This window comes from Streptomyces sp. NPDC057743, assembly GCF_042798755.1.
GTDB lineage: Bacteria > Actinomycetota > Actinomycetes > Streptomycetales > Streptomycetaceae > Streptomyces.
This window is the reverse complement of the sequence record NZ_JBHVJX010000020.1, coordinates 51495-72978: the sequence shown is the minus strand read 5'-3', so window position 1 is coordinate 72978 and position 21484 is coordinate 51495. Positions and strand designations below refer to the sequence as shown.

The 21484-nt window shown below is 73.4% G+C and carries 20 protein-coding genes; 14 read left to right on the top strand and 6 right to left on the bottom strand.

The genetic code is table 11. The features are described 5' to 3' along the window. Window positions 1-71 precede the first annotated feature (71 nt). On the bottom strand, window positions 72-1370 hold the full coding sequence (locus tag ACFVFQ_RS23200; protein ID WP_383419063.1) for a glycoside hydrolase family 27 protein: 1299 nt from the start codon (window positions 1368-1370) through the stop codon (window positions 72-74). A gap of 192 nt (window positions 1371-1562) precedes the next feature. Between ACFVFQ_RS23200 and ACFVFQ_RS23195 the strand changes: the two genes are divergently transcribed. The 5 genes from ACFVFQ_RS23195 (at window position 1563) to ACFVFQ_RS23175 (ending at window position 8445) form a co-directional block, all read left to right on the top strand. Continuing rightward, entirely contained in the window at window positions 1563-3125 is a 1563-nt protein-coding gene (locus ACFVFQ_RS23195) for a phytoene desaturase family protein (RefSeq protein WP_383419061.1), read from the top strand. A 79-nt stretch (window positions 3126-3204) separates the two neighbouring features. Then, complete coding sequence (locus tag ACFVFQ_RS23190) at window positions 3205-4308, top strand: NAD(P)H-dependent flavin oxidoreductase (protein WP_383419059.1); 1104 nt, start codon at window positions 3205-3207, stop codon at window positions 4306-4308. A 20-nt stretch (window positions 4309-4328) separates the two neighbouring features. After that, on the top strand, window positions 4329-5879 hold the full coding sequence (locus ACFVFQ_RS23185) for an acyl-CoA synthetase (protein WP_383419057.1): 1551 nt from the start codon (window positions 4329-4331) through the stop codon (window positions 5877-5879). Between the two features lie 111 nt (window positions 5880-5990). Continuing rightward, entirely contained in the window at window positions 5991-7565 is a 1575-nt protein-coding gene (locus ACFVFQ_RS23180; RefSeq protein WP_383419054.1) for a fatty acyl-CoA synthetase, read from the top strand. Between the two features lie 79 nt (window positions 7566-7644). Then, entirely contained in the window at window positions 7645-8445 is an 801-nt protein-coding gene (locus ACFVFQ_RS23175; RefSeq protein WP_383419052.1) for a VOC family protein, read from the top strand. A 95-nt stretch (window positions 8446-8540) separates the two neighbouring features. Here ACFVFQ_RS23175 and paaK read toward each other — a convergent pair whose 3' ends face one another. Further along, a complete protein-coding gene (gene paaK / locus ACFVFQ_RS23170; protein ID WP_383419263.1) occupies window positions 8541-9878 on the bottom strand; it encodes a phenylacetate--CoA ligase PaaK in 1338 nt (445 codons plus the stop codon). 123 nt (window positions 9879-10001) lie between these two features. Between paaK and ACFVFQ_RS23165 the strand changes: the two genes are divergently transcribed. Then, complete coding sequence (locus tag ACFVFQ_RS23165; RefSeq protein WP_383419050.1) at window positions 10002-10694, top strand: alpha/beta fold hydrolase; 693 nt, start codon at window positions 10002-10004, stop codon at window positions 10692-10694. Window positions 10695-10845: 151 nt separating this feature from the next. Continuing rightward, window positions 10846-11490, top strand: coding sequence for a chorismate mutase (locus ACFVFQ_RS23160; RefSeq protein ID WP_383419048.1), 645 nt, complete (start codon window positions 10846-10848; stop codon window positions 11488-11490). A 125-nt stretch (window positions 11491-11615) separates the two neighbouring features. On the opposite strand, the gene ACFVFQ_RS23155 is transcribed toward ACFVFQ_RS23160, so the two are convergent. Beyond that, window positions 11616-13244 (bottom strand): acyl-CoA synthetase, encoded by a 1629-nt coding sequence (locus ACFVFQ_RS23155; RefSeq protein WP_383419045.1) that lies wholly within the window; start codon window positions 13242-13244, stop codon window positions 11616-11618. Window positions 13245-13404: 160 nt separating this feature from the next. Here ACFVFQ_RS23155 and ACFVFQ_RS23150 point away from each other — a divergent pair, with 160 nt between their 5' ends. The 5 genes from ACFVFQ_RS23150 to ACFVFQ_RS23130 all read left to right on the top strand — a co-directional run bounded on the left by ACFVFQ_RS23150 (window position 13405) and on the right by ACFVFQ_RS23130 (window position 18038). Beyond that, entirely contained in the window at window positions 13405-14250 is an 846-nt protein-coding gene (locus tag ACFVFQ_RS23150) for a crotonase/enoyl-CoA hydratase family protein (protein ID WP_383419044.1), read from the top strand. A gap of 24 nt (window positions 14251-14274) precedes the next feature. Beyond that, the gene (locus tag ACFVFQ_RS23145) at window positions 14275-15480 is read left to right on the top strand and encodes a Zn-ribbon domain-containing OB-fold protein (RefSeq protein WP_383419043.1); all 1206 of its coding nucleotides are present in this window, start codon (window positions 14275-14277) and stop codon (window positions 15478-15480) included. Continuing rightward, entirely contained in the window at window positions 15480-16529 is a 1050-nt protein-coding gene (locus ACFVFQ_RS23140; protein ID WP_383419042.1) for a thiolase domain-containing protein, read from the top strand. Before ACFVFQ_RS23145 ends, ACFVFQ_RS23140 begins: the two co-directional genes overlap by 1 nt. Next, window positions 16526-17707 carry a thiolase domain-containing protein gene (locus ACFVFQ_RS23135; protein WP_383419040.1) on the top strand — a complete coding sequence of 394 codons (1182 nt, stop codon included), beginning with the start codon at window positions 16526-16528 and terminating at the stop codon, window positions 17705-17707. Before ACFVFQ_RS23140 ends, ACFVFQ_RS23135 begins: the two co-directional genes overlap by 4 nt. Window positions 17708-17795: 88 nt before the next feature. Continuing rightward, complete coding sequence (locus tag ACFVFQ_RS23130; protein ID WP_383419261.1) at window positions 17796-18038, top strand: DUF397 domain-containing protein; 243 nt, start codon at window positions 17796-17798, stop codon at window positions 18036-18038. A gap of 63 nt (window positions 18039-18101) precedes the next feature. Here ACFVFQ_RS23130 and ACFVFQ_RS23125 read toward each other — a convergent pair whose 3' ends face one another. The 3 genes from ACFVFQ_RS23125 to ACFVFQ_RS23115 are packed head-to-tail and all read right to left on the bottom strand — an operon-like array spanning window position 18102 to window position 20223. After that, on the bottom strand, window positions 18102-18839 hold the full coding sequence (locus ACFVFQ_RS23125) for a leucine-rich repeat domain-containing protein (RefSeq protein WP_383419038.1): 738 nt from the start codon (window positions 18837-18839) through the stop codon (window positions 18102-18104). Continuing rightward, on the bottom strand, window positions 18836-19579 hold the full coding sequence (locus tag ACFVFQ_RS23120; protein WP_383419036.1) for a maleylpyruvate isomerase family mycothiol-dependent enzyme: 744 nt from the start codon (window positions 19577-19579) through the stop codon (window positions 18836-18838). Before ACFVFQ_RS23120 ends, ACFVFQ_RS23125 begins: the two co-directional genes overlap by 4 nt. After that, window positions 19570-20223, bottom strand: a complete 654-nt coding sequence (locus tag ACFVFQ_RS23115; RefSeq protein ID WP_383419034.1) for a pyridoxal 5'-phosphate synthase — start codon at window positions 20221-20223, stop codon at window positions 19570-19572. The genes ACFVFQ_RS23120 and ACFVFQ_RS23115 overlap by 10 nt, the downstream gene beginning before the upstream one ends. A 50-nt stretch (window positions 20224-20273) precedes the next feature. Here ACFVFQ_RS23115 and ACFVFQ_RS23110 point away from each other — a divergent pair, with 50 nt between their 5' ends. Together ACFVFQ_RS23110 and ACFVFQ_RS23105 are read left to right on the top strand one after the other, a co-directional pair. Beyond that, window positions 20274-20897: an ABATE domain-containing protein gene (locus ACFVFQ_RS23110; RefSeq protein ID WP_383419032.1), complete on the top strand. Its 624-nt coding sequence runs from the start codon at window positions 20274-20276 to the stop codon at window positions 20895-20897. Between the two features lie 73 nt (window positions 20898-20970). Further along, window positions 20971-21471: a hypothetical protein gene (locus ACFVFQ_RS23105; RefSeq protein WP_274917296.1), complete on the top strand. Its 501-nt coding sequence runs from the start codon at window positions 20971-20973 to the stop codon at window positions 21469-21471. Window positions 21472-21484 lie beyond the last annotated feature (13 nt).

Below are 21484 nucleotides of genomic sequence, written 5' to 3'. Positions count from 1 at the left end.
CGACCCGGACGCGCCGGGCCGTCGCGCCGTACGGGGTCAGGGCCGTTTGACCCTGACCCAACGGACCGGACCTAGTGTTCCGCCCGGACCCGGTACAGGACCGTGGCGTGCGGCGGGACGTCCCGGGCGACGATGGTCCGGGTGGTCCGTCCGCTCCGGCCGGTCACCAGGTCGCGCAGCCGGTAGGAGTCCGCCGCCGGCAGGCCGGCCGCGGACGCCGTGAGGGAGAGCGTGCGGGTGGTGCCGCCCCCGTTGAACAGCGCGATCGCCCGGTCGCCGTTGTGCAGCGGCTTGCTGAGCACGGCCGCGTCGCCGTCCTGCTGCACGATGTGGCCCTGGAGGCCCAGCGGGTCCTGGTCGACCGCGATCACCTCGCGGTTGCCGAGGATCGCCTGCGCCTCCGGGGAGAGCTTGCCGATATCGGTGCTGGAGATCAGCGGCGCGGCCATCACCGCCCACAGCGACATCTGGCTCTGCATCTCGTTCCGCGGCAGCCCCGGGTCGCCGACCAGCAGGAAGTCGGGGTCGTTCCAGCGGCCGGGGCGCTGGAGGTCGGCGAGGTTGGCGTTGTAGCGGAAGTTGCCCTCGATGGACTTCCACTTCGCGGCGGAGCTGCTCTGCTGTACCGCGATGTCCGCGCCGCCCCGCCACAGATTGCCCAGCTGCGCCGACCACTTGATGACCCGGTGCCAGACCGCGTCACCGGAGAACTGGAAGTAGGCGGGCGCGGAGACGGAGAAGGTGATCGGTCGCTTGGTGGCCCGCAGCGCCCGGCTCTGCTGCGCGTAGAGGTCGTGGTACGCCTTCTCCTTGCTCTGCCCCTTGGCGACCGGCACGTTGCAGCCGTCGGCCTTGAAGTAGTCCACCCCCCAGCTGGCGAACAGTCTGGCGTCCTGCGCGAAGTGGCCGAGGCTGCCCGGGTACTTGCCGCAGGTCAGCGTGCCGACGTCCTCGTAGATGCCGAACTTCAGCCCCATCTTGTGGAGTTCGCGGCCGAGGTAGCCCATGCCGTGCGGGAACTTCGTGCGGTCCGGGACCAGTTCGCCCTTGGGGCCGCGCTGCTTGGTCATCCAGCAGTCGTCGACGGTGACGGTGCGATAGCCCTTGTGCGCCAGCCCGTTGCGCACCAGCGCCCGGGCGTTGTCCAGGACCACCTTCTCGTTGAGGCCGCCGCATTGGTAGTAGGACCAGTTGTTCCAGCCCATCGGGGGCGTTGGGGCGAGGTTGGGGTAACCGGAGGCGAGTTGGGTGCCGGTGGGGCTGGTGGGGTCGGCGGTGGCGGTGGTGGGGAGCAACGCCGCCGAGCAGGCGGCGACGGCGGTGAGTCCGGTGAGGGTGCGGCCGATGCGGGATACCGACGGATGGGACACGAGTCACCTCACGTGGTGGGTGGGGCGGCCGTGGCGTACGGCCGGGTGAACGGTTCCAGGGCGGCGCACGCCGGGACGCTAGGAGCGCCGTGCGTGCTGGTCAAGAAGCCGCACCGATCGGAACAGATGATTCATTCCGGTGCCCCCGGGCGGTTCCCTGGCGGCCATCGATCCCGCGTGCTACCAAGGGGCATGCCGGAACGGACTTCCTATGACGTCGTCATCGTCGGCGGCGGGCACAACGGACTGGTGGCCGCCGCCTACCTCGCCCGCGCGGGCCGTAGCGTGCTGCTGCTGGAACGGCTGGACCACACCGGCGGCGCCGCCGTCTCCACCCGGGCGTTCGCCGGGATCGACGCCCGGTTGTCGCGCTACTCCTACCTCGTCAGCCTGCTGCCGCCGAAGATCGTGCGGGACCTCGGGCTGCGCTTCGCGGTCCGCAAGCGCACCGTCTCCTCCTACACCCCGACCGTGCGCGACGGTCGCCCCACCGGCCTGCTGGTCGGCGGCGGTCAGGCCCGCACCCGGGCCTCGTTCGCCGAACTCACCGGCTCCGAGCGGGAGTTCACCGCCTGGCAGGACTTCTACGGCACCACCCGCCGGCTCGCCGAGCGGGTCTTCCCCACCCTCACCGAGCCGCTGCCCACCCGCTCCGCGCTGCGCGCCCGGATCGACGACGACGCCACCTGGCACGCCCTCTTCGAACGGCCCCTGGGCGAGCTGATCGAGGCCACCTTCCGCGACGACCTGGTGCGCGGCGTGGTCCTCACCGACGGGCTGATCGGCACCTTCGCCGCCGCCCATGACGTAACGCTCCGTCAGAACCGCTGCTTCCTCTACCACGTCATCGGCGGCGGCACCGGCGACTGGGACGTCCCGCTCGGCGGCATGGGCGCGCTCACCGACGCGCTCACCGACGCCGCCCGCCGGGCCGGCGCGGAGATCGTCACCGGCTGCCCGGCCACCGGGCTGGCCACCGACGGCCGGACCGCGGAGGTCACCACCGCCGAGGGCGGCCCGATCGGCGCCCGTCGGGTGCTGGTCAACGCCGCCCCGCGGGAGCTGGCCGCGCTCCTCGGCGAGGTGGTGCCGCCGCCCGCCGAGGGCGCCCAGCTCAAGGTCAACATGTTGCTCACCCGCCTGCCGCGGCTCCGCGATCCGCACACCGATCCCCGCGAGGCGTTCTCCGGGACCTTCCATGTCGCCGAGGGCTACGGCGAGTTGGAGACCGCCCACCGGGAGGCGGCGGCCGGCCAGCTGCCCGCCGCCCCGCCCTCGGAGATCTACTGCCACTCGCTGACCGACCCCTCCATCCTCGGCGCCGACCTGGTCCGCGCGGGCTACCACACCCTCACCCTCTTCGGGCTTCACACCCCCGCCCGACTGTTCGCCGCCGACCACGACGCCACCCGCGACCGGCTGTTGGCCGCCACCCTCGCCCAACTCGACGCCCACCTCGCCGAACCGCTCGCCGACTGCCTGGCCCGCGACGCCGACGGCCGCCCCTGCATCGAGGCCCGCACCCCGCTCGACCTCGACCGCGAACTCGGCCTGCCCGGCGGCAACATCTTCCACCGCGAGCTGGCCTTCCCGTATGCCGACGACACCGAGCCGCCGGCCACCCCCGCGGCCCGTTGGGGCGTGGCCACCGACCACCGGGCCATCCTGCTCTGCGGCGCCGGCGCGCTCCGCGGCGGTGGCGTCAGCGGCATCCCGGGGCACAACGCGGCGAGGGCGGTGCTGGAGGAGGGGTGACGGGCGCGGCCTCGCGAAATTCTGACGTAGCGTCAGAAAGTCTCTTCCCTCGTGCGGCGCGGTGCGGCATCCTGCGCCCATGCAGACGGAGTTGAGCAACGCGCTGGGAGTCGAGCACGCCGTCTTCGGGTTCACGCCCTTCCCCGCGGTCGCCGCGGCGATCACCCGGGCCGGCGGGTTCGGGGTGCTCGGCGCGGTCCGCTACACCGCGCCCGGTGAACTGGCCCGCGATCTGGACTGGATGGAGCAGCACACCGACGGACTGCCCTACGGGCTGGACGTGGTGATGCCCGCCACGAAGGTGGAGGGCGTCACCGAGGCCGACGTGGAGGCGATGATCCCGCCGGAGCACCGCCGTTACGTCGAGGAGGTGTTGGCCAAGTACGACGTGCCGCCGCTGCCGGCGGGGGAGGCGTCCGGGTGGCGGATCACCGGGTGGATGGAGCAGGTGGCCCGCACCCAGCTCGACGTCGCCTTCGACTACCCGATCAAGCTGCTCGCCAACGCGCTGGGCTCCCCGCCGGCGGACGTCATCGAGCGCGCCCATGCGCACGGCGTCCGGGTCGCCGCGCTGGCCGGCAGCCCGCGGCACGCCCGGCACCACAAGGCCGCCGGGATCGACATCGTGGTGGCCCAGGGGTACGAGGCCGGCGGGCACACCGGGGAGATCGCCACCATGGTGCTCACCCCGGAAGTGGTCGCGGCCGTCGACCCGTTGCCGGTGCTGGCCGCCGGCGGGATCGGCACCGGCGAGCAGATCGCCGCCGGGCTCGCGCTGGGAGCCCAGGGCGTCTGGCTCGGCTCGATCTGGCTCACCACCGAAGAGGCCGATCTGCACTCCCGGCGGCTGACCGCGAAGCTGCTCGCCGCCGGCCCCGGCGACACCGTCCGCTCGCGCGCCCTGACCGGCAAGCCCGCCCGTCAACTGCGCACCGCCTGGACCGACGCCTGGGACGACCCCGAGGGCCCCGGCGCCCTCCCGATGCCGCTCCAGGGCCTGTTGGTCGCCGAGGCCAACTCCCGTATCCAGCGGCACGAGGTCGAGCCGCTGCTCGGCACCCCGGTCGGCCAGATCGTCGGCCGGATGACCAGCGAACGCAGCGTCAGGGCCGTCTTCGACGACCTCACCCGCGGCTTCGAGCGGGCCGTCGACCGCATCGACCGGATCGCCGGCCGCGCCTAGAGCCTGAGGAGGACCCGACCATGACTGACACCCCCAACGGCTTCTGGGCCCAGGCCACCGCCGACCCCGGCCGGACGGTCCTGATCGCCCCGGACGGCGAGGAGTGGAGCGCCGGCCGGTTGTACGCCGCCACCAACCGGCTGGTCCACGGGCTGCGCGCAGCCGGCCTGGAGCGCGGCGACGCCTTCGCGGTGGTGCTTCCCAACGGCGTGGAGTTCTTCACCGCCTACCTCGCCGCCGCCCAGGCCGGCCTCTACCTCGTCCCCGTCAACCACCACCTCGTCGGCCCGGAGATCGCCTGGATCGTCGCCGACTCCGGGGCCAAGGTGCTGATCGCCCACGAGCGGTTCGGTGACGCGGCCCGGCAGGCGGCCGACGAGGCGGGGCTGGCGGCGCAGCGGCGGTACGCGGTCGGCACCGTGGCCGGATTCCGCCCCTACGCCCAACTCCTGGACGGGCAACCGGAGTCGGCGCCGTCCGACCGGACCCTGGGCTGGGTGATGAACTACACCTCCGGCACCACCGGCCGCCCGCGCGGCATCCGCCGTCCGCTGCCCGGCAAGCCGCCCGAGGAGACCTACCTCGGCGGCTTCCTCGCCATCTTCGGCATCCGGCCGTTCGACGACAACGTCCACCTGGTCTGCTCGCCGCTGTACCACACCGCGGTCCTGCAGTTCGCCGGCGCCGCCCTGCACATCGGGCACCGCGTCGTCCTGATGGACAAGTGGACGCCCGAGGAGATGCTCCGGCTGATCGAACGCCAACGGTGCACCCACACGCACATGGTGCCCACCCAGTTCCACCGGCTGCTCGCGCTCCCACAGGAGGTCCGCGACCGCTACGACGTGACGTCCATGCGGCACGCCATCCACGGCGCCGCGCCCTGCCCCGACCACGTCAAACGCGCCATGATCGACTGGTGGGGCGGCTGCGTCGAGGAGTACTACGCGGCCAGCGAGGGCGGCGGCGCGTTCGCCACCGCCGAGGACTGGCTGAAGAAGCCCGGCACGGTCGGACGGGCCTGGCCGATCAGCGAACTGGCGGTCTTCGACGACGACGGCAACCGCCTGCCGGCCGGCCAACTCGGCACCGTCTACATGAAGATGACCACCGGCGGCTTCAGCTACCACAAGGACGAGGGCAAGACCCGCAAGAACCGCATCGGCGACTTCTTCACCGTCGGTGACCTCGGCTACCTCGACGAGGACGGCTACCTCTTCCTCCGCGACCGCAAGATCGACATGATCATCTCCGGCGGGGTCAACATCTACCCGGCCGAGATCGAGTCGGCGCTGCTCGCCCACCCCGCCGTCGCCGACGCCGCCGCCTTCGGCATCCCGCACGACGACTGGGGCGAGGAGGTCAAGGCGGTCGTCGAACCCGCCGAGGGGCACCGGCCCGGCCCCGAACTGGCCGCCGCCCTGCTCGACCACTGCGCCCGCCACCTGGCCGGCTACAAACGCCCCCGCACCGTCGACTTCACCACCGCGATGCCCCGCGACCCCAACGGCAAGCTCTACAAGCGCCGGCTGCGCGCCCCGTATTGGGAGGGCCGGGAGCGGGCCGTGTGAAGGGGGCCGGCGACTTCCGGGGCAGCGGGGACCGTTGCGCACCCGCCGCGGGACCCAGGGGCGGCGCGCGGTGCCTTGACCGGGCATCCGGGCGCGCCTCAGGATCGCCGCATGACGGATGCGAGGGACGCGCGCGGCAACACGGTCGACGGGATCCTGCGGCGCAGCGCGCGCCGGGTGCCGGATCGGACGGCGGTCCGCTACGGCGAACGGAGTTGGAGCTACCGCGAGCTGGACGACGCGGTCACCGCCGCCGCCCGGCTGCTGCGTGCCGAGGGGCTGCGCCCGGGGGACCGGGTCGCCTCCTACGGGCACAACTCCGACGCCTATCTGATCGGCTTCCTGGCCTGCGCCCGCGCCGGACTGGTGCATGTCCCCGTCAACCACGCCCTGACCGGTGAGGAGTTGGGGTACCTGCTCACGCAGTCCGGCAGCACCCTGGTGCTCGCGGACGCCGCGCTGGCGCCCCGATTGCCGGATGCGATGCGCGCCGTCCCGTTGTACGGCGCGCCGGACGGGCTGTTGGAGCGGCTGGCGGAGCACCGGGAACCGGCCGACGGCGAGGCGCTGCCGGCGCCGGCCGACGACGCCCTGGTCCAACTCCTCTACACCTCCGGGACCACCGCCCTCCCAAAGGGGGCGATGATGACCCACCGGGCGCTGGTGCACGAGTACACCAGCGCGATCGTCGCCCTCGACCTCACGGAAGACGACCGTCCGGTCCACTCACTGCCGCTCTACCACTCCGCCCAGATGCACGTCTTTCTCCTGCCCTACCTGGCGGTGGGCGCGGAGAACACCATCCTGGATGGGCCCGACCCGGAGCGGATCTTCGAGCTGGTGGAAGCGGGCCTGGCGGACAGCCTGTTCGCCCCGCCGACCGTCTGGATCGCGCTCGCCAACCACCCCGGCTTCGGCACCCGGAACCTCGACGGGCTGCGCAAGGCGTACTACGGCGCCTCGATCATGCCGGTGCCCGTACTGGAGCGACTCCGCGCCCGGTTGCCGCACCTCGCCTTCTACAACTGCTTCGGCCAGAGCGAGATCGGCCCGTTGGCCACCGTCCTCGGGCCGGACGAGCACGAGGGCCGGCTGGACTCCTGCGGGCGCCCGGTGCTGTTCGTCGAGGCGCGGGTGGTGGACGGGGACGGCCGGGAGGCGCCCGACGGCACCCCGGGCGAGGTGGTCTACCGCTCGCCGCAGCTCTGCACGGGCTATTGGGGGAAGCCCGAGGAGACCGCGGAGGCGTTCCGGGACGGCTGGTTCCACTCCGGGGACCTGGCTATTCGGGACGCGGCCGGCTACTTCACGGTCGTCGACCGGGTCAAGGACGTCATCAACTCCGGTGGCGTGCTGGTCGCCTCGCGCCAGGTGGAGGACGTGTTGTACGCGCACCCACAGGTCGCCGAGGTCGCGGTCGTCGGGCTGCCGGACGAGCGGTGGATCGAGGCGGTGACCGCGGTGGTGGTCCGGCGCACCGGCGACGGGGGCGGCAACGGGAACGGGGATGAGGACGGGGCCGGGGACGGCGAGGTGGTGGGGGAGGCGGAGCTGATCGCCGCGGCGCGGGCCCGCCTGGCGCCGTTCAAGGTGCCCAAGCGCGTGCTGTTCGTCGACGCGCTGCCGCGCAACGCCAGCGGCAAGGTCCTCAAGCGGGCGCTGCGCGAGCGGTTCGGCACCCGCTGAGCGGCGCGCGGAGGGCGACTGTCAGTGCCCGCTGCCATGCTGGGAACCGGCACTGACCAGCACGTGATCGGAGTACCTCATGTTGACGACCCGCTTCGTCCCCGGCGCACCGAACTGGCTCGACCTCGGCGTCCCCGACGTCAACGCCGCCGTGGCGTTCTACTCCGCGCTGTTCGGCTGGACCTTCCAGTCGGCCGACCCCGAGGCCGGCGGCTACGGCTTCTTCCAACTCGACGGCAAGACGGTCGGCGCGGTCGGCCCCTGCCAGGAGGAGGGCGCCGACCCGTCCTGGACGCCGTACTTCCACACCGCGGACGCGGAGGCCACCAGCAAGGCGGTGGAGGAGGCCGGCGGCCGGGTGCGGACCGCGCCGATGGACGTCTTCACCGCCGGTCGGCTCGCGACGTTCACCGACCCGACGGGCGCCGACTTCGCGGTCTGGCAGCCGGGCGACACCAAGGGCCTCGAAGCGGTCATGGAGCCGAACACCCTGTGTTGGACGGAGCTTTACACCACCGACGCCGCCGCGGCCCAGGAGTTCTACCGCACCGTGTTCGGCTGGACCTACCAGGACATGACGATGGGCGGGGACTTGCTCTACAGCGTCGCCTCCGCACCCGGCGCCGGCAGCGGGGACGACACCGCGCACGGCGGCATCCTCCAGCTCCAGCAGATGCATCTGGACGCCGGCTCGACGTCGGAGTGGCACCCGTACTTCGGCGTCACCGACTGCGACGCGATGTACGACACCGCCACCCAGCTCGGCGCCACGCCGCTGATCGCGCCGATGGACGCGGCCGGCATCGGCCGGTTGGCGATGGTGATGGACCCGGCCGGCGCGCCCTTCGCAGTGCTCAAGGGGGAGCCGAGGAGGGCGTGATGGCGGGGCAACGGCTTGGGCGGCTGGTGGGTTGGCGCGTCGGCGGGGACGGCGGGCTGGCGGGACGCCGGTTCGGCGCCCCGCGGTCATCCGTCTCAGCCGTCCCGGCGGGCGTCCACGATCCGTTTGAACTTCCCCACCGAGCGCTCCAGCGTCTCCGGATCGACGATCTCCACCGCGACGGTGACCCCGATGCCGTCCTTGACGCCGCGGGCGATCCGATCGACGGCGGCCGCGCGGTCGTCCGCCGTGGCGTCCGGCCGGGCCTCGGCGCGGACGGTCAGTCGGTCCAGCCGACCCTCGCGGGTCAGCCGGAGTTGGAAGTGGGGGGCGACACCGGGGGTGCGCAGCACGATCTCCTCGACCTGCGCGGGGAAGAGGTTGACCCCGCGCAGGATGATCATGTCGTCGCTGCGCCCGGTGATCTTCTCCATCCGCCGGAAGGCCGGGCGGGCGGTCCCGGGCAGCAGCCGGGTCAGGTCCCGGGTGCGGTAGCGGATGACCGGCATGGCCTCCTTGGTGAGCGAGGTGAGGACCAACTCGCCGTGCTCGCCGTCCGGTAGCACCTCGCCGGTGATCGGATCGACCACCTCCGGATAGAAGTGGTCCTCCCAGAGGTGCAGCCCGTCCTTGGTCTCCACGCACTCCTGCGCCACACCGGGCCCCATCACCTCGGAAAGCCCGTAGATGTCCACCGCGTCGATGGCGAACCGCCCCTCGATCTCCCGGCGCATCTCCTGCGTCCAGGGCTCGGCGCCGAAGATCCCCACCTTCAGCGAGGTGGTGCGGGGATCGACGCCCTGGCGCTCGAACTCGTCGAGCAGGGTGAGCATGTACGACGGCGTCACCATGATGATCTCGGGGCGGAAGTCCTGGATGAGCTGCACCTGGCGGCTGGTCATCCCGCCGGAGGCCGGGACGACGGTGCAGCCGAGCCGCTCCGCACCGTAGTGCGCCCCCAGGCCGCCCGTGAACAGCCCGTACCCGTAGGAGACATGGACGGTGTGGCCCGGGCGGCCGCCCGCCGCCCGGATCGAACGGGCCACCAGATCCGCCCAGTTCGACAGGTCCCGCTCGGTGTAACCCACGACCGTGGGCCGCCCGGTGGTGCCGCTGGAGGCGTGCAGCCGCCGCACCCGCTCCTTCGGCACCGCGAACATGCCGAACGGATAGTGCGCCCGCAGGTCGTCCTTCACCGTGAACGGGAAGCGGGCCAGGTCCGCCAGGGTGCGGCAGTCCTCGGGCCGGATGCCCGCCTGGTCGAACGCCGTCCGGTAGAAGGGGACGTGGTCGTAGGCGTGCTGCAACGAGGCGCGCAACCTGGTGAGTTGCAGCGCGCGCAGGGCGTCCGCCGACAGCCGCTCCGCGTCGTCGCACCAGTCGGCCCCGCAGACCCCGTCGCCCGTCCCGCTGTCCGTCGCCGTTTCCGGCATGGATCTCACCGCCTCGTCTCCCTACCGATCATTCGGTAGCCGCGATTGCGGAACCAAGTAATCAGCGCGCGGCGAGCACGTCAAGGGGCGTGCCGCGGACCACCCGCGGGTAGCGTCCCGCGCATGAGTGACGTACGGAAGGTGCAGGTCGGTGACGTCCAGTTGGCATACCGCGGGTGGGGCGAGGCGGACGCGCCCCCTGCGGTCCTGCTGCACAGCCTCGGTGAGGACGGTGAGGACTGGCGCGGGGTGGTCGGCCGACTGGCCACCACGCACCGGGTCTTCGCGCTCGACCAGCGCGGGCACGGCCGCAGCGACTGGCCGGGGGAGTACGGCTTCGAGCACTGGCGGGACGATGCGATCGGCTTCGTCCGGGCGCTCGACCTCGGCCCGGTCGCACTGATCGGCCACTCGCTGGGCGGCACCACCGCCCTGCTGCTGGCCGCCCACCGCCCCGACCTGGTCTCCCGCCTGATCGCCGAGGAACCGGCCCCGCCGGTCCCCGCCGACCCGCCCCAGCAGGTCCCCGCACCGCCGCCCGGCCTCGCGGCCTTCGACTGGCGGGCCAAGGCCGCCGTCGTCGCCGAGAGGAACGCCCCCGCGCCGCACTGGCGGGCGGCCCTGTCCGCGATCACCGCCCCCACGCTGGTGATCGCCGGCGGCCCCACCAGCCACATCCCCCAACACCACCTCGCCGAGGTGGCCGACGCCATCCCCGACGCCCGCCTGGTCACCGTCGAGGGCGCCGGCCATCTCGTCCACGAGGAGCGGCCGGGGGAGTATCTGGCGGCGGTGACGTCGTTCCTGCGGGGTTGACGAGCGGTCAACTGGCGGGTGACCGGCCGGGTTTGCCGACCGGCCGTGGTTCCATGGAAGCGCGCTGAACGGATCGCTGAGCGGATCGTTGAGCGAATTGGCAAGTGCTCGACGTCTTGATGAAAGGCTCGATGTGCAGGTGATCACCTCGATGCGCCGTGCGTTGCTGACCGGGGCCGCCGCGGCGGTGCTGTTCGCCGGGGCCGGGGCCGGCAGCGCCGCCGCGGCACCCATGGCCGTCGTACCGCGCCCGGCCGCCGGCCCGGCCGGCACCGCCGCTCTCGCACCGTCAGCCGCTTTCGCGCCGTCCCCGGCCGATCAACTCCGGCCGCTGGCCGCGCTCTCCGCCGAACGGCTGGCTACCGCCGACCTGGTGGCCGCGGCGAAGTGGGGCACCGGCAGCCCGATCGACGACCCGGCGCGGGAGCGGGAGGTGCTGGCCGCGGTGGCCGCGCAGGCCCGCCAGGCGGGCGCCGCCCCGGAGGCGACCGTGCGGATCTTCCGGGACCAGATCGAGGCGAACAAGCTGGTCCAGCGCGGGCTGCACCGCCGCTGGGACGCGGATCCGGCGCACGCGCCCACCACCCGCCCTGATCTCACCCGGGTCCGCCAGGAGATCAACCGCCTCAACGGAGAGCTGGTCCTGGCCATTGCCGCGTCCCCGCAGGCCCGTACGGCACCGGGCTGCGGGCCGCGGCTGGCGCTCGCCGCGCTGCGGGTGGGCGACGAGCGCCGGCTCGACCTGCTGCACGCGGCCGGGTTGGCCCGTTCGTTGCGGTCGGTGTGCGGGGGATAGTCGACGGCGGACGGCGGACGGCGGACGGCGGGGAAGTCGGACCGGGATGGGCAGGCAAGGGTGGAGGTGTGCGAACGGACAGATAGCACCAGCCGTTGGAGAGCGGCCCCCGTTCACCTACCCCCTCACGCCTCCCCGTCCCCCGCCGCCACCGCCTTCGCCCACCGGTAGTCCGCCTTGCCGCTCGGTGACCGCTGGATCCGGTCGGTGAAGACGACCTGGCGGGGGATCTTGTAGCCGGCCAGCCGGGTCCGGCAGTGGGACTGGATGCCGGACAGGTCCAACGGGTCGGCGTCCGGCCGGAGTTGGACGACGGCGGCGACCCGGCTGCCCCAGCGCTCGTCCGGGACGCCGGCCACCAGCGCGTCGTAGACGTCCGGATGCGCCTTCAGGGCCTGCTCCACCTCCTCCGGATAGATCTTCTCCCCGCCGGAGTTGATGCACTGCGAGCCCCGGCCCAGCACCGTGACCACGCCGTCCGCGTCGACGGTGGCCATGTCGCCGAGCAACACCCAGCGGTCCCCGTCCGCCGCGAAGAAGGTCTCCGCGGTCTTCGCCGGGTCGTTGTAGTAGCCGAGCGGCACATGGCCGCGCAGTGCCAGTCGGCCCACCTCGCCGGCCGCGACCGGCCGATGGGTGGCCGGATCGACCACCGCCGTACGGGCATTGACGTTCAGCCGGAAGCCCTTGTCGGGGCCCGAGTCGTCGGTGGCGGTGCCGTTGAAGCCGGACTCCGAGGAGCCGAAGTTGTTCAGCAGCAGCGCGTTCGGGACCAGCGCGGCGAACTGGGCGCGGACGGTGTCCGAGAGGATCGCCCCGGAGCTGCTGACGCTGAACAGGGACGAGCAGTCGGTCCCCTTGAGCGGGCCGGCGAGCGCGTCCACTAGGGGGCGCAGCATCGCATCGCCCACCAGGGAGACGCTGGTCACCCGCTCCCGTTCGATGGTGCGCAGCACCTCCTGTGGCGCGAACCTGCGGTGCACGACGACCTTCTGGCCGAAGTGGAAGGCGATGAACGCGGTGAGCGTCGAGGTGCCGTGCATCAGCGGGGGCGTCGGGAAGAACACCAGGCCCTCGCCGCCGGCCGCCACCCGCTCGGCCAACTCCTCTGGGCGGGCGACCGGTTCGCCGGTCGGGGCACCGCCGCCCATTCCGGAGAAGAAGAGGTCCTCGTGGCGCCAGACCACGCCCTTGGGCATGCCGGTGGTGCCGCCGGTGTAGATCACGATGCGGTCGTCGGCGGAGCGCGGCCCGAAGTCGCGGGCGGGGGAGCCGGTCGCCTCGGCCGCCGCCAGCGGCACCGGCGCGATCGCCGGCTCGGCGGCCCCGGCGGGCGGGGTGCCGACCCGCACCAGGTGGCGCAGCTTCGGCGCCTTCGGCAGCGCCCCGGCGACCCGGTCGGTGAACTCCGCGTCGAAGACCAGCGCCACCAGATCGGCATCCCGGTAGAGGTAGACCAACTCGTCTTCGACGTAACGGTAGTTGACGTTGACCGGTACGGCGCGGAGCTTCAGGCAGGCGTAGGCGGACTGGAGGTACTCGACGCTGTTGTAGAGGTGCAGCCCGACGTGGTCGCCGGGGCCGATGCCGCGGTCGGCGAGGTGGTGGGCCAGGCGGTTGGCGGCCCGGTCCAACTCCGCGTAGCTGAGCCGTCGTTCGGCGCCGGTGCCCGGATGGTCAAGGTATACCAACGCCTCGCGGTCCGGGACGGTGTCGACGATCGACTCGAAGAGGTCGGCGAGGTTGTACTCCATGGCTCCTCCAGACCGGGGGCGTCGGCTCGGCGTCATTAGAGCGCCGTAGCCGAACGCAGGGAAGGGTCCGGGCCAAGAAAACTGACTAGCCGTCAGAAAAGCCTTGAACTCGCCGTGCGGCTACTGCAACCTGTTCTACGTCGTGAGACGGGAGGACCGAATGGGCGGGACCGAACACGCCGCGACCGCGCCGGCTCGGCCGGAGGACGCGGCCACCGAACACCTCACCGTGGAGCGCACCGGCGCGACGCTGGTGCTCACCCTCAATCGACCGGAGGCCAAGAACGCGCTCTCCCTGCCGATGCTGGTCGGCCTGTACGACGGCTGGCTCGCCGCCGACGCCGACGACCGGATCCGGTCGATCGTGCTGACCGGCGCCGGCGGCTCGTTCTGCGCCGGCATGGACCTCAAGGCGCTGGCCGGCGGCGGACTGAGCGGCGACGCGTACCGCGCGCGGCTGCGCGCCGACCCGGACCTTCACTGGAAGGCGATGTTGCGTCACCACCGCCCGAGCAAGCCGGTCATCGCCGCCGTCGAGGGGCACTGCGTCGCCGGCGGCACCGAGATCCTCCAGGGCACCGACATCCGGGTCGCCGGCGAGGGCGCCACCTTCGGCCTCTACGAGGTCCGGCGCGGCCTGTTCCCCATCGGCGGCTCCACCGTGCGGCTGCCCCGCCAGATCCCCCGCACCCACGCCCTGGAGATGCTGCTCACCGGTCGTCCGTACCCGGCCCCCGAGGCGGCCCGGATCGGCCTGATCGGTCATGTCGTCCCCGACGGCACCGCGTTGGAGAAGGCGCTGGAGATCGCCGAGCGGATCAACGCCTGCGGCCCGCTCGCCGTCGAGGCGATCAAGGCGTCCGTCTACGAGACAGCCGGGATGGCCGAGGCCGACGGGCTCGCCGCCGAACTCGCCCGCGGCTGGCCGATCTTCGACACCGCCGACGCCAAGGAGGGCTCCCGCGCCTTCGCCGAGAAGCGCCCCCCGGTCTTCCGGCGCGCCTGACCCCACCCCATCGAGGAGTCCCCCATGCCAGAGGTCCTCACCGCGCCACTCGTCGTGGAATTCCCCTTCACCCGCTCGCTCGGCCCGGTCATCGGCGCCTTCCTCACCGGGCTGCGCGAGCGCACCGTCCTGGGCGTCCGGGCCCGCGACGGCCGGGTGGTGGTGCCGCCCGTCGAGTACGACCCGGTCACCGCCGACGAGCTCCGCGACCTGGTCGAGGTCGCCCCGACCGGCACCGTCACCACCTGGGCCTGGAACCCGTCCCCGCGCCGCGGCCAGCCGCTGGACGCCCCCTTCGCCTGGGTCCTGGTCCGGCTCGACGGCGCCGACACCGCGCTGCTGCACGCCCTGGCCGCGCCCGGCCCGGACGCCGTGCGCACCGGCATGCGGGTCCGCATCCGCTGGGCCGCCGAACGCACCGGCGCGATCACCGACATCGCCTGCTTCGAGCCCGCGGACGGGGCGACGGGCGGGGCGACGGGCGGGGCTACGGAGGGGGCGGCGGGGGCACTTAGGGGGGAGGCGAACGGATCCCGTAGGGGTGGCGCGGGCCCCCTGCGGGGCCACAACGTGGACGGGCGGGGTGGTATTCCCGCAGCGGACGGCGAGCGTCAAGAAGCCGGCGAGCGTCAAAAGGTTGGCGAGCGTAAAGCGGTCGGTGAGCATCAAGAGGTCGGCGGGCGTCAAGAAACCGGTGAGCGCCAAGAGGGCGGGCGTCAAGAAGCCGGCGAGCGTCAACCCGTGCCGCACGCCGGCCAGTTCCGCGACCCCGTCGCCGGCATCACGGCCCCCGCCCGGCTCGACTACACCTACGCGCCCGGTCGTGCCCAGTCCCGGTACATCCAGGCGCTCGCCGAGCGGCGCACCCTCGGGGAGCGCTGCCCGGACTGTCGCAAGGTGTACGTCCCGCCCCGTGGCGCCTGCCCCACCTGCGGGGTGGCCACCGGCGAACAGGTCGAGGTCGGCCCCCGCGGCACCGTCACCACCTTCTGCATCGTCAACATCAAGGCCCGCAACCTCGACATCGAGGTGCCCTACGTCTACGCCCATATCGCCCTGGACGGCGCCGACTTGGCGCTGCACGCCCGGATCGGCGGCATCCCCTACGACCAGGTGCGGATGGGGCTGCGGGTCGAGCCCGTCTGGACCGAGGACGCCCGCTTCCCCGACCACTACCGCCCCACCGGCGAACCCGACGCCGACTACGACAGCTACAAGGAGCTGATCTGATGCCCGAGCCAGTGCGCGGCCCGGTGCGCGAGGTCGCCGTCGTCGCCTTCGGACAGAGCCCGCACGTCCGGGACAGCGCCGAGACCTCCGAGGTCGAGATGGTGATGCCGGTGCTGCACGATGTCCTCGCGCAGACCGGCCTGAAGGCCCGGGACATCGACTTCACCTGTTCCGGCTCCTCCGACTACCTCGCCGGACGCGCCTTCTCGTTCACCATGGCGCTGGACGGCGTCGGTGCCTGGCCGCCGATCGCCGAGTCCCACGTGGAGATGGACGGCGCCTGGGCGCTCCACGAAGCCTGGGTCAAGATCCTCACCGGCGAGGCCGACACCGCGCTGGTCTACGCGTACGGCAAGTCCTCGCCCGGCGACCTGCGCGAGGTCCTCACCCGCCAACTCGACCCGTACTACGTCGCCCCGCTCTGGCCCGACTCCGTGGCCCTCGCCGCCCTCCAGGCCCAGGCGCTGCTCGACGCCGGCCACACCGACGCCCGGGAACTGGCCGCGATCGGCGCGCGCAGCCGGGGCGGCAGCCCAAACGCCGACCCCGGCCGACAGGTCGTGGGGCCCCTGCGCACCGGCGACTGCCCGCCGGTCGTCGACGGCGCCGCCGCGGTGGTCCTCGCCGCCGGCGACACCGCCCGCCGACTGACCGACCGGCCTGCCTGGATCCGCGGCCTGGACCACCGCATCGAGGCGCACGCCCTGGGCGTCCGCGACCTCACCGACTCGCCCTCCACCCGGCTCGCCGCCGAGCGCGCCGGCGCCTTCGACGCCCCCGTCCAACTCGCCGAGATCCACGCCCCGTTCACCTCCCAGGAGGTCGTGCTGCGCCGCGCACTGCGGCTGGACGGGCCCGGCAGCGCGGTCCGGATCAACCCGTCCGGCGGCGCGCTGGCCGCCAACCCCATGATGGCCGCCGGCCTGATCCGGCTCGGCGCGGCCGCCGCCGCCGTCCAGCGCGGCGAGGCGGACCGCGCCCTGGCGCACGCCACCTCGGGGCCGTGCCTGCAACAGAACCTGGTCGCCGTCCTGGAGGGGGAGCGATGAGCAACGCAGCGACCGCGAAGGAACCGGTGGCCGTCGTCGGCGTCGGCCAGACCAAGCACGTCGCCGCCCGGCGCGACGTCTCGATCGCCGGCCTGGTCCGCGAGGCCGCCCAACGGGCCTTGGAGGACGCCGAGTTGGGCTGGGCCGACCTCGACGCGGTGGTGATCGGCAAGGCCCCCGACTTCTTCGAGGGGGTGATGATGCCCGAGCTCTACCTCGCCGACGCGCTCGGCGCCGTCGGCAAGCCGATGCTCCGGGTGCACACCGCCGGCTCGGTCGGCGGCTCCACCGCCCTCGTGGCCACCAACCTCGTCGCCGCCCGGGTGCACCGCACGGTCCTCACCCTCGCCTTCGAGAAGCAGTCCGAGTCCAACGCGATGTGGGGCCTGTCCCTGCCGATCCCCTTCCAACAGCCGCTCCTGGCCGGCGCCGGCGGGTTCTTCGCCCCGCACGTCCGCGCCTACATGCGGCGCACCGGCGCCCCGGACACCGTCGGCTCCCTGGTCGCCTACAAGGACCGCCGCAACGCCCTGAAGAACCCCTACGCCCACCTCCACGAGCACGACCTCACCCTGGAGAAGGTCCAGTCCTCCCCGATGCTCTGGGACCCGATCCGCTACTCCGAGACCTGCCCCTCCTCGGACGGCGCCTGCGCCATGGTCCTCACCGACCGGACCGGCGCCGCCCGCGCCCCGCGGCCGCCGGCCTGGGTGCACGGCGGGGCGATGCGGAGCGAGCCCACCCTCTTCGCCGGCAAGGACTTCGTCTCCCCGCAGGCCGGCAAGGACTGTGCCGCCGACGTCTACCGGCAGGCCGGGATCACCGACCCGCGCCGCCAGATCGACGCCGTCGAGATGTACGTCCCGTTCTCGTGGTACGAGCCGATGTGGCTGGAGAACCTCGGCTTCGCCGCCGAGGGCGAGGGCTGGAAGCTCACCGAGTCCCAGGTCACCGCGCTCGACGGCGACCTGCCCGTCAACCCCTCGGGCGGGGTGCTCTCCACCAACCCCATCGGCGCCTCCGGCATGCTCCGCTTCGCCGAGGCCGCCCTCCAGGTCCGCGGGCGGGCCGGCGCACACCAAGTCGACGGCGCCCGGCGGGCGTTGGGCCACGCCTACGGGGGCGGCTCGCAGTTCTTCGCCATGTGGCTGGTGGGCGCCGAGGCCCCCACCACCTGACGTCCCGGCACCCGTCGCACGTCCCCTGTTCCGCCCCGGGGATCAGTCGTTACGCTGGCCACCGATGACGATCGGGAGGAGCGGATACGTGGCCGACACCATCACCGACCAGCGGCTCGCGGGCGGGACCAGGCCGGAACTCGACCTTTCCCGCGCCGAGTGGCAATCGAGCACCCGCGGCGTGGGCGGCGACCTCCAGATCGCCTTCGTCGAGGGCTATATCGCGATGCGTAACGGCCGCAGTCCGGAGATACCGGCGCTGATCTTCACCCCCGCCGAGTGGCGCGGCTTCGTCCTCGGCGCCCGCGAGGGCGAGTTCGACCTGACCTGAGCCCCGCCGACGCGTCGCCACGGCGCCGGCCCCCGCCCTCGCGGCGCGGGCCGGGCCGGGCCGTCAGGTCAGCACCACGCACCCCCGCTCCCGCAGGGCCCGGACCGGCGCGGCCGCGTCGTCCACCGCGTTCCAGCGCAGGTCCAGCTTCTCCAGGGACGGCAACGCGGCGACCCAGTGCGGCAGTTCACCGATCCGGTTGCCGCGCAGATCCAGCCACCGCAGTCGGGGCAACCCGCGCAGCGCCCCCGGGACCTGCGGCAGCGCGTTGTCCCGCAGCTCCAGGACGCGCAGCGCGCCGAGGTGCGCGACCCCGTCCGGCAGCCCGGTCAGCGCATTGCCGCCCAGCCACAGCTCCCGCAGCCGGGCCAGTCGCCCCACCGACGCCGGCAGTGCCGTCAACTGCGCCCGTTGCACCCGGAGTTCGACCAGACCGGCCAGCTCCCCGAGCGCGGCCGGCAGTCGGCCCAGCGGATTGTCCCCGGCGTTGAGGTAGCCCAGCCGGTCCAGCCGGCAGAGCGCGTCCGGCAGGGCGGTGAGCCGGTTGTCGTGGACGTAGAGATAGCGGGTCAGGCTCCCGGACAGCGCGCCGAGTTCGGCGGGGAGGGCGGTGAGGGCGTTGTGGCCGAGGTCGAGGGTGTGCAGCCGGCGCAGCCGACCGAGCCCGGCCGGGAGCGTCGTGAGGCGGTTGTCGGCCAGGATCAGCACCTCGCACTCCGGCCGCTCCCACACCTCCTCGGGGAACGAATCAAGGCTCGCCCGCCAGTAGTTGAGGTGCGTGGGCGTCGGTCGCCCGGTCACGGCCAGGGCCTCAGCTCGGGCAGCGGCCCGTCGCAGCCGTCGCACTCCAGGTGGGCGTGCGGGGTGCGGCCGGCCAGCCAGGCCGCGAGCGCGGTGAGCGGACCGCGCACGGTCACCACGGGGGCGTCGGCCGGCCCGTACGGGCGTGCTGCCTTCGCGTCGTCCACCGGGGCCAGGACCAGCTGGACGCCCTCGGGCGCGCGGGGCGCCAGGTAGTCCAGGAGGTGGTGGCAGAGCTCCCGCGGCCACTGCTGCGGGCCGGGGCCGAGCAGCGCGTCCGTGGTGTGCAGCGTCAACTCCCGCCACCAGGCCAGCAAGGCGTCCCGTAGAACGCCGTCGCGGTAGCGCACCGGCCGGGACCAGTCGTCCGGACCGACCGCCGCCCAGGCCGCCGACGCCTCCGACAACGCCCCCGCCACCGCCGCCCGCAGGGCCGCCGCATCGCGCCCGGCGCCCGCCTCGATCGCGGCGGTGCGGGCCGGGAAGCCCCCGTCGTAGAGGTCGATCAACTCGCCGCGTAGCGCGCGGCGGGCCTGGCGGGCCATCGCCAGGCCGATGCCCTCGATGTGCGCGAGGACATGGGCCCGGGACCAGCCCGGCAGGGCGCTGGGGGCGCGCACCGCGGCGTCGGTGAGGTCGGGCAGCAGGGCGTGCAGCCGCGCCTGACCGGTCTCGACCGCCGCCCGCACGGCGTCGGCGGTGAGCGGCGCGGGCGGCGTCGCTCCGGGTGTCACGGCCACAGCAGTTCCTTCGTCCAGGCGCCGTCGGCGCGGCGGTAGCGCAGCCGGGTGTGGTTGCGGTCCCTGGCGCCCTGCCAGAACTCCACGGAGTCCGCCCGCACGGTGTGCAGCGTCCACTCGGGCGGCACCAACCCGGGGTCGCCCGCCAGCCGTTGAGCGGCGTCGGCCACCGCCGCGTCCCGCTCCGCCAATGACGCGAGCCGCCGGCTCTGCCGGCCCACCAGGGCCTCGGCGCGCGCCCCCGCGCTCCGCGCCAGGAAGTCCGCGGCGGACCGCTCCGCGCCCTCCCGCACCACCGGGCCGCGCACCCGCACCTGGCGGGCGAGCGGCTGCCAGTAGAAGGTCAGCGCGGCGTACGGGCGGGCCGCCAACTCCCGGCCCTTGTCGCTGCCGTCGTGCGCGGCGAACCGCCAGCCCGCTGCGTCGACGTCCTTGAGGATCAGGGTCCGGGCGGACGGGACGCCGTCCGCGTCGGCGGTCGCGACCGTCATCGCGTGCGGCTCGGGGACCTGCGCCCGGATCGCGCCCAGCAGCCACGTGGTGAACAGCTCCACCGGATCGTCGGGCGTCGCGGCCGGATCGAAGGTGGGCAGTTCACCCCCGAACACCGTTAGATCGCGCAGCAGTTGCCGGAGATCGGCCATGCTTCCCCCTCGGGTGATTAATGGTTGAGCGCGACCGTACCATTAGCCTTATGGACGCAACACGGCTCGCCCTGGACCTCGCCGTCACCCTCCGCCACGACGGACACGGCGGCGTCGCCGACGACCTGGCCGACACCGCCGGCCTCGCCACCTGGCTCCGCGACCGGAGCGACGCCCTGGACTGCGCCGACGGCCCGCCCCCGGCCGACGAGTCCCTGCTCACCGCCGTCCGCGAGCTCCGCGCCGCGGTCCGCTCGCTGTTCGCCCGCGCGGTCCGCCCCGGCCCGCCCAGCTCCGCCGACGCACACCGACTCCTCCCCGAGGACACCGCACTGGCCCGACTCAACGCCGCCGCGGCCCGCGTCCCCACCGCCCCCCGCCTCACCTGGGAGCCCGACGCACCCCCCGTCCTGCGCCACCTACCGACCGGCACCCCGCCCGCCGCCGACCGGCTCACCGCCGCCCTGGCCCGGGCCGCCCTCGCCTTCCTCGGGGGCCCGGACCGCGACCGGTTGCGGGCCTGCCCGGCCCCGCGCTGCGTGCGGTACTTCGTCAAGGAACGCGCCCGCCAGGAGTGGTGCAACCCGTCCTGCGGCAACCGCGCCCGGGTCGCTCGCCACCACCACCGCCGCCGCCAAGACGGGGCCGACCCCACCACAACCGCCGCCGACTGACCACCCCCGCACCGCCCCTGCGGCGGCCCGACGTCCGCGCCGCCCGGCGCGCCGGGCCACGTACGATGGCGACATGTCCTTCCTCCGTCGCCGCAGCGCAGCCACGCCCGCCGGTCCAGATTTCGACGTACTCGCCATGGACCCGGGGGACTGGCCCGGCAATCTCGGGGCCGGGCTGCTGCCCGCGCCCGACGGGAGCTGCCAGGGCGTGTTCCTCCGTTACGACCTGTTCGGCGGCCGCGGCCCGGCGATGATCATCGGCAACCTCCCGGAGGGCTCGCCGGCCCGCGAGTGCGAGGAGGGTCAGGTCCCCTTCGAGGTGGCCCAGCTCCTCGCGGCGCTCGAAAACGACGAGCCGGTGACGGTCGTGGAGACCGAGGACACCCCCGTGATGCACCAGGACAACCTCCTGATCGTCAAGCGCATCAAGTGCTCCGAGAGCCGCATCTCCTGCGTGCAGTTCGACCGCAGCGACGGCGTGCTGGTCACCATCGCCAGCTGGGACCGCCCGATCACCGACGACCTCTACGCGCTGCTCAAGCCGCTGCCCGCGGAGCTCTTCCAGCAGGGCTGACCCGGCACGACCG

Excerpts from the sequence above, each read along its gene's own strand:
- ACFVFQ_RS23195 (WP_383419061.1), top strand. The coding sequence starts at position 1,563 with ATGCCGGAACGGACTTCCTATGACGTCGTCATCGTCGGCGGCGGGCAC.
- ACFVFQ_RS23190 (WP_383419059.1), top strand. The coding sequence starts at position 3,205 with ATGCAGACGGAGTTGAGCAACGCGCTGGGAGTCGAGCACGCCGTCTTC.
- ACFVFQ_RS23185 (WP_383419057.1), top strand. The coding sequence starts at position 4,329 with ATGACTGACACCCCCAACGGCTTCTGGGCCCAGGCCACCGCCGACCCC.
- ACFVFQ_RS23180 (WP_383419054.1), top strand. The coding sequence starts at position 5,991 with ATGACGGATGCGAGGGACGCGCGCGGCAACACGGTCGACGGGATCCTG.
- ACFVFQ_RS23175 (WP_383419052.1), top strand. The coding sequence starts at position 7,645 with ATGTTGACGACCCGCTTCGTCCCCGGCGCACCGAACTGGCTCGACCTC.
- paaK (WP_383419263.1), bottom strand. The coding sequence starts at position 9,878 with ATGCCGGAAACGGCGACGGACAGCGGGACGGGCGACGGGGTCTGCGGG.
- ACFVFQ_RS23165 (WP_383419050.1), top strand. The coding sequence starts at position 10,002 with ATGAGTGACGTACGGAAGGTGCAGGTCGGTGACGTCCAGTTGGCATAC.
- ACFVFQ_RS23160 (WP_383419048.1), top strand. The coding sequence starts at position 10,846 with ATGCGCCGTGCGTTGCTGACCGGGGCCGCCGCGGCGGTGCTGTTCGCC.
- ACFVFQ_RS23155 (WP_383419045.1), bottom strand. The coding sequence starts at position 13,244 with ATGGAGTACAACCTCGCCGACCTCTTCGAGTCGATCGTCGACACCGTC.
- ACFVFQ_RS23150 (WP_383419044.1), top strand. The coding sequence starts at position 13,405 with ATGGGCGGGACCGAACACGCCGCGACCGCGCCGGCTCGGCCGGAGGAC.
- ACFVFQ_RS23145 (WP_383419043.1), top strand. The coding sequence starts at position 14,275 with ATGCCAGAGGTCCTCACCGCGCCACTCGTCGTGGAATTCCCCTTCACC.
- ACFVFQ_RS23140 (WP_383419042.1), top strand. The coding sequence starts at position 15,480 with ATGCCCGAGCCAGTGCGCGGCCCGGTGCGCGAGGTCGCCGTCGTCGCC.
- ACFVFQ_RS23135 (WP_383419040.1), top strand. The coding sequence starts at position 16,526 with ATGAGCAACGCAGCGACCGCGAAGGAACCGGTGGCCGTCGTCGGCGTC.
- ACFVFQ_RS23115 (WP_383419034.1), bottom strand. The coding sequence starts at position 20,223 with ATGGCCGATCTCCGGCAACTGCTGCGCGATCTAACGGTGTTCGGGGGT.
- ACFVFQ_RS23110 (WP_383419032.1), top strand. The coding sequence starts at position 20,274 with ATGGACGCAACACGGCTCGCCCTGGACCTCGCCGTCACCCTCCGCCAC.
- ACFVFQ_RS23105 (WP_274917296.1), top strand. The coding sequence starts at position 20,971 with ATGTCCTTCCTCCGTCGCCGCAGCGCAGCCACGCCCGCCGGTCCAGAT.